Below are 6,502 nucleotides of genomic sequence, written 5' to 3' on the forward strand. Positions count from 1 at the left end.
ACCGGCCCTCCGGGCGCTTCGTTCTTTCGTGTTTCCAGCTTACCAGACGTTTTCCGCTCCGTTTTCCGGAGTTTCACTCACCTGACTCGCTTTCGCGCTTCCAGCCTACCAGACGCTTTCCGCTCCGCTTCCGGCGCTTCGTTCGTCCAACTCGCTGGTGTCTTCTGCGGCTTGACGCCCCGTCCGACGTTCTGAACTGTAGCCGACCCCCGCTCCGAAAAGCGAATCCGACCGCAATCCCCGAAAGTGAGCACGCCAATTAGACCCTGGCCGGAACGTATCGAAAAAAGGACGACACGCCTCGGCCCGAATACAGGAAGAGGTGGTGTTTCAGAGGATTGGCCGCCCCGGGACCGTCCGCGCAGATGCGTGTCCGGTGCTCCCTGCCAGGCAACTCGGAGAACATTAGACCTCGTGGGAGACGGAGTCAAGTGCCGGCTTCCGGGCGGGTGACTCCTCCTCCGTCGGCAGCTGGAAGGCGAGGACGGCGACGTCGTCGTCGTGGTCGGAGGTGACCCCCATGGCGCGGAGCAGACGGGCACAGACCACGTCCGGGGCGCCGACCGCGCCGGCCAGGGTGTGGGCGAGAAGGTCGAGGCCCTGGTCGATGTCCTCGTCCCGACGCTCGACCAGGCCGTCCGTGTAGAGGACGCCGGTGGTGCCGGGGAGAAGGCGGAGGGTGTGGGAGAGGTGGACACCGCCGCCGGTGCCCAGCGGCGGTCCGTTCTGCTCCTCGCTCCGCAGGACGGTGCCGTCGGGGCAGCGCAGGAGCATCGGGAGGTGACCGGCCGAGGCGTAGCCGAGGGTGTGCCGCTGCGGATCCCAGACGGCATAGGTGCAGGTGGCGATCTGGTTGGCGTCGATCTCCATCGCGAGGCCGTCCAGCAGACTCATCACCTTGTGCGGCGGGAGGTCGAGGCGCGCGTAGGCGCGGACGGCCGTGCGGAGCTGGCCCATGACGGCGGCGGCGCGCAGGCCGCGGCCCATCACGTCGCCGATGACCAGGGCGGTGCGGCCGCCGTCGATGGCGATGACGTCGTACCAGTCGCCGCCGACCGCGGCCTCGGCGCCGCCGGGCTGGTAGGTGGCGGCCACCCGGAGGTCGGCGGGCTGGTCGAGCTTCTGCGGGAGGAGGCTGCGCTGGAGCGTGACGGCGGCCTCGCGCTGGCGGCGCTCGGACTCGCGGAGTCGGGCGGCGGCGAGCACCTGGTCGGTGACCTCGGCGGCGAAGATCAGGACGCCGGCGGTCCGGTCGTCGGCCGCGCCCGGCTCGCCGTGGCCCGCGTCGCGGCTGAGCGGGACGCAGGAGACGTTGTAGTAGCGGTTGCCGGTGAGTCCGAGGATGCAGCGGGCCTTGACGCTGCGCGGGCTGCCGCCGCGGATGACCTGGTCCATCAGGGGCAGGACCCCGAGGGTACCGAGTTCGGGCAGGGCGTCGCAGGCGGGCAGGCCGGTGGACCGTTCGCCGAAGAGCTCGCGGTACGCGCGGTTGGCGTAGCCGAGCTGGTGGAGCGGTCCGTAGGTGACGGCGACCGGCGCGGGGATGCGGTTGAGGACCTCGCGGAGGTCCTGGGGCCGGTGCGGGTCGAACACGCCGGTCGGGTCGAGTACGTCCAGGAGTCCGGAATGGCCGGTGGGGCTGGTGGGGTCTCGGGGGCTGGGCACCACGACGCCGTCGCCGGACGGCGGGCCCTGGTCGGTGCCGTCCCCGGCCGACGGGGCGGCACGCCGCGGGACTCCGGTGAGCCGGGCGCTCCAGCGCATGAGGTTCAAACGACGGCCGCTTCCTCGGGTTCCAGACATATCATCACTTTTTGTATGCGCATCAGCACACCGGGTAATGACTCGGTCGGGCAGATCCTGTCAGGCGGAGACCCGATTCCGGAAGTCGCCCGCGCCCGGCGCGGTCGTCGGATCGGTGACGGCGGGACTCTCCCGGGCCCCGGTGACGCGTCCGCGGGCCCCCGGGGGGTCGCGGACGGCGCCTCACGTGGGCCGGTCGTCGGCGAACTCCGGCTGCTCGGGCTTTCCGAGCGAGACCACCTCGCGGGAGAAGAGGCCGGCCAGCGCCCAGTCCATCAGCACCCGCACCCGGCGGTCCCCGCTCGGCAGCCGTCGCAGGTGCCGGGCCCGGTGCAGCCACCAGGCCCGCCGCCCGGTGAGCCGTCCGCCGCGCCGCGTGTGGGCGACGGCCCGCCCGAGGCCCAAGGAGGTGGAACAGGCGGGTGCGCCCGGCCGGTACGCGACGATGCCCGCGCCGTGCGGCCCCCCGACCAGTGAGGCGAGCACGTTGGCGGCCAGCAGTTCGGCCTGGGCGAAGGCGTGCTGGGCGTTGGGAGCGCACGGCGCGCCGTCCGCGTGCGGGTCGGGCACGGCGGCGCAGTCCCCGGCGGCCCACGCCCCGGGCAGCGCCCGCCCGTCCGGTGCGAGCACCTGGAGGGTGGGCAGGCAGCGGACCCGGCCCGTGGTGTCCAGTGGCAGGTCGGTCTCGCGCAGCAGCGGGGCGGGGCGGACGCCGGCCGTCCAGACCAGGGTGCGGGCGGCGAAGCGGCTGCCGTCCGAGAGCGCCATGACCCGGTCGGCCGCGGACTCCAGGGTGGTGCGCAGCCGGACGTCCACGCTGCGCTCGCGCAACTGGGCGAGGGTGTGGGCGGCGAGCTCCGGCGACTCCTCCGTGAGGATCCGGTCGGTGGACTCGACCAGCACCCAGCGGAGGTCGCCGGGGCTGATGTTGTGGTGCCCGCGGATCGCGTACCGGGCCATGTCCTCCAGCTCGGCGAGCGCGCCGACGCCCGCGTACCCGGCGCCGACGAAGACGAAGGTGAGCGCGGCCTGGCGGAGGGCCGGGTCGCGGGTGGTGGAGGCCAGGTCGAGCTGCTCCAGGACGTGGTTGCGCAGGCCGACGGCCTCGCCGACGGTGGAGAAGCCGCGGCCGTGTTCGGCCAGCCCGGGGACGGCAGCGGTGCGGGAGACCGAGCCCGGGGCCAGGATCAGGACGTCGTAGTCGAGCTCGACCGGTGCGGGCGGCTCGCCCTTGGCGGCGGCATCGGCCCAGGCCCGGCGGGTCGCGTGCTCGATCCGGGTGATCCGGGCGGTGAGCACCCGGCAGTCCGGCAGCTCGCGGCGGAGCGGGACGACCACGTGCCGGGGGTCGATCGAGCCGGCGGCGACCTCGGCGAGCAGCGGGTGGTAGGTGAGATAGCCCTGGGGCTCGACCAGGGTCAGTTCGTCCTCGCCGCGGCGGAGCCGCTCGCGCAGGCCGCGCTGGAGGTGCAGGGCGGTGGACATCCCCGCGCACCCGCCGCCGACGATCAGGATCCTGATGGCGCACCTCCTGTCGATGGGGCCGGCAGCCCGCCTTCGACCGGGCATGCCCCCATCACGCCCACCAATAAAGGACCGCCGGGCCGCTCTTGTCCACCGCCTGTGCTGTGACGGATGGGGCGTGAGGCGACTCGTGGGGACGAATGTGCTGCCTGGGCGAGTTTCTGACGCACTTTCGGCCTCGAACTGCCGTGAACTATGGTCGGATTGTGTGGCGGAGCGGCCACCGCCATGTCAACTGGTGGCGACGCACCGTGGATCGGTCATTACGGCCAGTTCTAGTGTTGGCGGGAGAACCCGACTGCGGGACCGTGATCCGGGGAAGGGTAGTTCCCGGGCGAGGCCCCGGACGGGCGCCGCCACACCGGGCCGGTCGTACCCGGAACGTTCGGCGGTACCCGCCGGAACGGGCCCGGGTGGTCTGCGCGTGGCCGCACCCGCGGCCGGGCGGTACCAGCGGCACTAGCGATGGGGCATCGGTCATTTCTTTCAGGCGGAGCTGCACCGGGGGGTGCAGGGGCGGGCGACGACAGGGTCCGGGATCGGACGCCTGCGGGGGAGAGTTGGGATGATGGAGCAGGAGCGACTGTTGGGGCGAGCGGGTGCGGCGCACCCCGGCCAAGGCGTGGTGCCGGAGCAACGAGGCCCCGCCGAACCACCTGCACAGCCCGGGGCGGTGTATTCGGCGGCCCCGTACCGGGGTGAACCGGTGCCGGCCGGCGGGCCGCTGCCGGGCGCACGCCTGAGGGTGGACGCCCGGCGGAATCTGGAGAGCGTGCTGCGTGCGGCCCGCGAGGTGTTCGGCGAGTTCGGATACGGCGCGCCGATGGAGGAGGTCGCGCGCCGGGCCGGGGTCGGCGTCGGCACGGTGTACCGGCGCTTCCCGAGCAAGGAGGTGCTGGTCCAGCGGATCGCCGCCGAGGAGGTCGCCTGGTTGACGGCCCAGGCGCGCGAGTCGCTCTACGGCGGCGGCGGCGCGTGGGAGTCGCTGGCCGGGTACCTGGCCCGGGCCGTGTCCACCGGGGCCGGGCGGCTGCTGCCGCCGGAGGCGTTCCGGTACGCGGAGGAGCTGGGCCGGGTGCCCGAGCAGCGCTCGCCCGACGTGGTGGGGCTGAACACGGCGTTCGGTTCCGCCCGGTACGAGCCGCTCCCCGGCGCGCACGGCGCGCACGCGGGCGGGACGTACGGAGGCGGGCCGTACGGAAGCGGAACGCACGCCGGGGGGCCGCAGACGGTCGAGGGCGAGGCCGGCGTACTGGTCGCCGACGCCGATCCGCGGCTGCTGCTGCAGCTGCTCGCCGCGCTCGTGGCGCGTGCGGGTGCGGCCGGCGAGCTGCGGCCCGGGGTGACCGTCGCGGACGTGGTGCTGGTGCTGACCGCGTCGGTACCGGTGCACGCCGCGCGCAGCGGACCGGCGGCGCTGCCGGCTCCGGCAGGGGGGCCGGTGTCCGGTGCCGCCCCGGTGTCGTCGGCGGTCTCCGGGGTCGGCCCGCTCGGGGAGGCGACCCAGTCGCCGAGTGGTCGGCAGACGGACGGTCAACCCGGCGAAGGGCCGGCCGACCGGTTGCTGCAGATCCTGCTGGACGGTCTACGGGCACGCTGATCATCACCCGGGTCGGGCGCTCTCCGTCCGCCCCGGGCAAGGAGGTTGGAGATTCGGGCGGCGCGCGGACCTGGTCGCGCGCCGGGTGCGGCCGCCGTCGCCCCGGGTGACGGGAGCAGGGCGAACACATCCGCGACGGCCCCACGGAAGAGTGGGTCACCGCCGGTCCGGCTACCGCCCAACTCTGCGCTATGCCATCCTTTGCCCGTGGTTGGAGCCAATGTCCCGATGCGCGCCGTTCGCGCGCACTCGGCGCCGTGCAACGGGGAATCGTGCGCCCACGCACTCCCGCGCGCCCTGCCACACTACGGGGGCTGTCGTGGAATCTGGGGTCCGTTGTGAGCGCCGAGGAACAGAACGACTACGGCTACGGCCTCGACTTCGGCCGTTCCGCCGCGAGCGGGCCCGACCTGGGCCCTGACGGCCCGGCCGCCGGTCCCGCCACCCCGGGCGCCGGACCGTCGGGGCAGCTGCAGCCGGAACAGACGCCGCCCGGCCCGTTGCAGTCCGCACAGGTGCCGGACCAGGCCGGGATGCCCAGCCGCGAGACGCTCTCCGCCTCCGCCGCCGCCCTCCCGCAGGGCCGCGTACCCGGTCAGGCCCCGGCCGGGCTGGGCAGCGTCACCCCCGGGGCCTTCGTCGGCCCCGGCACCCCGGCGCGCCCCACCGTGCCCGCGCCCGCCGACCCCGTGGACGGCGAACGTCCCGCTTCCGACGCCGAGTTGACCGCCATGGTCCGGGCCGGCGACGACACCGCGTACGAGGAGATCTACCGCCGGCATGTCGACTCGGTGCGCCGTTACGCCCGGACCTGCTGCCGGGACAGCTTCACCGCCGAGGACCTGGCCGGCGAGGTGTTCGCCCGGACGCTTCAGGCCCTGCGAGCGGGCAAGGGGCCGGAGTTCGCCGTCCGCGCCTATCTGCTGACCGCCGTGCGGAACGTCGCCGCAGCCTGGACCCGCAGCGAGCGGCGCGAGCAACTCGTCGACGATTTCAGCGTGTTCGCGCAGACCTCGGCGGCCGTCGTCGACCTCGACCTGGCCGACCCCGGCGCCGACGCCTGGGCGATGGCGCTGGCCGACCAGCGCATGGTGATGCAGGCCTACGCCGAACTTCCCGAGGACGACCGGGTGGTGCTCTGGCACACCGAGGTCGAGCGGGAGTCCCCCAAGACCGTCGCGGTGATGCTCGGCAAGACCGCCAACGCGACCGCCGTCCAGGCCCACCGGGCCCGCGACCGGCTGGCCGCCGCCTTCCTCCAGGCGCACGTCTCGGGCAGCCAGGAGCGGGACTGCGAGGCGTACGCCAACCGGCTCGGCGCCTACGCACGGGGCTCGCTGCGCAAGCGGGCCTCCGCGGAGGTCGGCCGACACCTCAAGGAGTGCGACCGGTGCACGGCCGCATGCCTGGAGCTGTCCGAGATCAACCACGGACTGCGGGCGCTGCTGCCCGGCGGCGTGCTGGTCTGGATCGGTGTGGGCGGGTTCAGTGCCGCCGCGGCCGCCGTGGGCGGGGCGGCGGTGGTCGGCGGTTCGGCCGCCGGCACCGCGGCCGCCACGGCGGGCGGCTCGGCGG

General features: G+C 74.1%; 3 protein-coding genes and 1 pseudogene. 2 read left to right on the top strand and 2 right to left on the bottom strand.

Going from position 1 to position 6,502, the window contains the following annotated elements; genetic code table 11:
- Positions 1–456: 456 nt before the first annotated feature.
- Both ACFWOG_RS38675 and ACFWOG_RS38680 read right to left on the bottom strand, forming a co-directional pair.
- Positions 457–1,773: pseudogene (locus ACFWOG_RS38675) on the bottom strand (PP2C family protein-serine/threonine phosphatase); the annotation flags it as partial.
- A gap of 213 nt (positions 1,774–1,986) precedes the next feature.
- Positions 1,987–3,288, bottom strand: a complete 1,302-nt coding sequence (locus ACFWOG_RS38680; RefSeq protein WP_380364232.1) for an NAD(P)/FAD-dependent oxidoreductase — start codon at positions 3,286–3,288, stop codon at positions 1,987–1,989.
- A gap of 811 nt (positions 3,289–4,099) precedes the next feature.
- Here ACFWOG_RS38680 and ACFWOG_RS38685 point away from each other — a divergent pair.
- Together ACFWOG_RS38685 and ACFWOG_RS38690 are read left to right on the top strand one after the other, a co-directional pair.
- Complete coding sequence (locus ACFWOG_RS38685; RefSeq protein WP_380364234.1) at positions 4,100–4,927, top strand: TetR/AcrR family transcriptional regulator; 828 nt, start codon at positions 4,100–4,102, stop codon at positions 4,925–4,927.
- Positions 4,928–5,265: 338 nt separating this feature from the next.
- On the top strand, positions 5,266–6,502 hold a 1,237-nt coding region (locus tag ACFWOG_RS38690), incomplete at its 3' end, for a sigma-70 family RNA polymerase sigma factor (protein ID WP_380364236.1).

This window comes from Kitasatospora sp. NPDC058406 (assembly GCF_042722765.1).
Taxonomy (GTDB): Bacteria; Actinomycetota; Actinomycetes; order Streptomycetales; family Streptomycetaceae; genus Kitasatospora.

What these genes read in the sequence shown, in the direction of transcription:
- ACFWOG_RS38680 (WP_380364232.1), bottom strand. Translation starts at nt 3,288, where the DNA reads ATGTCCACCGCCCTGCACCTCCAGCGCGGCCTGCGCGAGCGGCTCCGC.